5 protein-coding genes are annotated in these 2,089 nt (G+C 32.5%); 4 read left to right on the plus strand and 1 reads right to left on the minus strand.

The window, feature by feature from the left end; translation table 11 throughout:
* From B9N71_RS13290 to B9N71_RS12150, 4 genes are all read left to right on the plus strand, one after another.
* The coding region (locus tag B9N71_RS13290; RefSeq protein ID WP_208610514.1) for a hypothetical protein at positions 1 to 267 on the plus strand (267 nt) is incomplete at its 5' end.
* A 97-nt stretch (positions 268 to 364) separates the two neighbouring features.
* Positions 365 to 664, plus strand: coding sequence for a type II toxin-antitoxin system RelE/ParE family toxin (locus B9N71_RS12140; RefSeq protein WP_065582615.1), 300 nt, complete (start codon positions 365 to 367; stop codon positions 662 to 664).
* The gene (locus B9N71_RS12145) at positions 657 to 959 is read left to right on the plus strand and encodes an addiction module antidote protein (protein ID WP_085166090.1); all 303 of its coding nucleotides are present in this window, start codon (positions 657 to 659) and stop codon (positions 957 to 959) included. The genes B9N71_RS12140 and B9N71_RS12145 overlap by 8 nt, the downstream gene beginning before the upstream one ends.
* 117 nt (positions 960 to 1,076) lie before the next feature.
* Positions 1,077 to 1,295, plus strand: a complete 219-nt coding sequence (locus tag B9N71_RS12150) for a hypothetical protein (RefSeq protein WP_034945258.1) — start codon at positions 1,077 to 1,079, stop codon at positions 1,293 to 1,295.
* On the opposite strand, the gene B9N71_RS12155 is transcribed toward B9N71_RS12150, so the two are convergent.
* The gene (locus tag B9N71_RS12155; protein WP_085166091.1) at positions 1,288 to 1,479 is read right to left on the minus strand and encodes a ribbon-helix-helix protein, CopG family; all 192 of its coding nucleotides are present in this window, start codon (positions 1,477 to 1,479) and stop codon (positions 1,288 to 1,290) included. The genes B9N71_RS12150 and B9N71_RS12155 overlap by 8 nt on opposite strands.
* Between the last annotated feature and the right edge of the window lie 610 nt (positions 1,480 to 2,089).

The following is a 2,089-nucleotide window of genomic DNA, read 5'->3' on the forward strand; positions in this document are numbered from 1 at the left end:
AGCATAAATTTATGTCCATTCAAGGACAGACTTTACTTAATAAGCGCAGAAATTGAAAAAATGTTAAAAGTAACTCAGATGTATTTAACGTTGAGGCGAGATACTGAAAGCGAAATTATTAAAAAGATTTTCAGGAACCACAACGATCAAGATATTATCATGTTCAATGTAAAACATGAACATGCCCAATTTTTGTTAAACATAGATAAGATGCATGAAATACACCTAAACGATTTTAATAAAAAATTAATTGCAGATATCAAATAACACAATACAAAGGCTTAACGCTCTTTTTAATAAAATAAATATTGACTATTGTATCCAAAAGTATACAATATTTAATAAATACAAGATTGGTGTATGCATGAATATAATTAACCAAACAGAAATTTTCGAAAACTGGTTAGAACGCTTGAAAGATTCTAAAGGAAAAACAGTAATAACAGCAAGAATTCGAAGAGCTGCTTTTGGTAATTTTGGTGATCATAAATTTTTAAGGGATGAAATTTACGAAATGCGGATTACTGTTGGTGCAGGCTATCGAGTATATTACGCAAAAGATGGAAATATTACTTATCTCTTATTATGTGGTGGTGATAAGTCAACACAAAAGAAAGATATAGACAAAGCGGTAAAACTTTGGAAGGAGATTAAAAATGGTTAAAGTGACGCAATTTGATGCGGCAAAATTTCTTAATACTGATGAAGAAAGAGCAATGTATCTTTCGGAATTTTTACACGAGGATATTTTATCAGAAGAATTTATCGCAGCACTTAATGATGTAGCTCGTTCAATAGGTATGACAAAAATAGCAGAAGAAGCAGGGATTGGGCGGGAAAGTTTATATAAAACGTTATCAGCGAAAAAACCTAGATTTGACACTATGCTTAAAATTATTCATGCGTTAGGGATGGATTTACAAATCACAGCAACAAGAAAGGCTTGTAATATGCAATAAATACTTGACTGTACGGATATACGGATAGATAATATACATATGATACAGTTTTGAACGCATAAAATTTAAGCCCACTGAAATAGTTGGGCTTTTTGCTATCCATATGTGAGTAATTTTATGAGAACACGAGCATATAGACGACATCAAGTTAAGCGATGTCTAGATAATAGAAAGCACGATTTTTATTCTGGTGATTCTAGAAAATCGCTAAAAAGGCATGTGACAACACCAACAGCTTGTTCTTGTTGGATGTGCGGCAACCCAAGACGATATCTCAACGAGTTAACATTGCAAGAACATCGATCATTACTGAATTTAAAAGAAAGCCTCAATTAAGAGGCTTTTGGTTATCAAGATAGTATTTAACAGCATCAACAATAAGTTGAGCTTGTGGTACATCTAAGCTTTTACTTGCCTGTTCAATTAATGCAATGTCATCAACGTGAAGTTTGAAGCCTTTTACTTTAACTCCTCGTTTTTGGTCACTTTTTGCTTGAATTTCTGTTATTGATTTTGCCATAAAATTACCTTGATTTATTAAATGTCAATTGATATATTTAGGGTCATCGGTAGGGCTTTCGTCCCACCTTTGATACTACTTAAAAAGCCGGAAAACTTACAAGTAGTAGAAGAAATATGATTAAAAATTTCATTTTTTCTTCTCTTTAAGCCCTCATCGAAAGCTGAGGGTTTGCTTTATCAACGTCGTGTTGATGGTTATAATTTTAGGTTAACCTATAGTGAAGTCAACACTATCTATCTAAAAAGTTAAATATTTTTAAAGAATTATTAAAGCCTGACCCTAAAAAGTTGGGCTTTTGTTTTTATGAAAAGGTAACTGGATCTGTAACTATCCCCTAAAATAGTACAGCAAAAAAGTAGAAAATTCTCTATGATAAAAGAAAAGGGGATTTAATTATGAAAAAAATGACTGAACATCAAATTTAAGCAGATGTTTGCCGAACTGAGTTTAAAATCCCAGCTGCAGGAAGAAATAATAAAAAAGCTTTAGTGCCCACAAAGGCACGTAAAACGTGGGCACAGCAACTACAACAAAATCATTCAGTTACTATTGCTATGAGTTGTGCCATTGTTGGCTTAAGCCGTTGTGCTTACTATTATCAACCTAA

Origin of the sequence: Gilliamella bombi, assembly GCF_900103255.1 — a bacterium.
Classification (GTDB): Bacteria; Pseudomonadota; Gammaproteobacteria; order Enterobacterales; family Orbaceae; genus Gilliamella; species Gilliamella bombi.

What these genes read in the sequence shown, in the direction of transcription:
- B9N71_RS12140 (WP_065582615.1), top strand. Translation starts at nt 365, where the DNA reads ATGAATATAATTAACCAAACAGAAATTTTCGAAAACTGGTTAGAACGC.
- B9N71_RS12150 (WP_034945258.1), top strand. Translation starts at nt 1,077, where the DNA reads ATGAGAACACGAGCATATAGACGACATCAAGTTAAGCGATGTCTAGAT.
- B9N71_RS12155 (WP_085166091.1), bottom strand. Translation starts at nt 1,479, where the DNA reads ATGGCAAAATCAATAACAGAAATTCAAGCAAAAAGTGACCAAAAACGA.
- B9N71_RS12145 (WP_085166090.1), top strand. Translation starts at nt 657, where the DNA reads ATGGTTAAAGTGACGCAATTTGATGCGGCAAAATTTCTTAATACTGAT.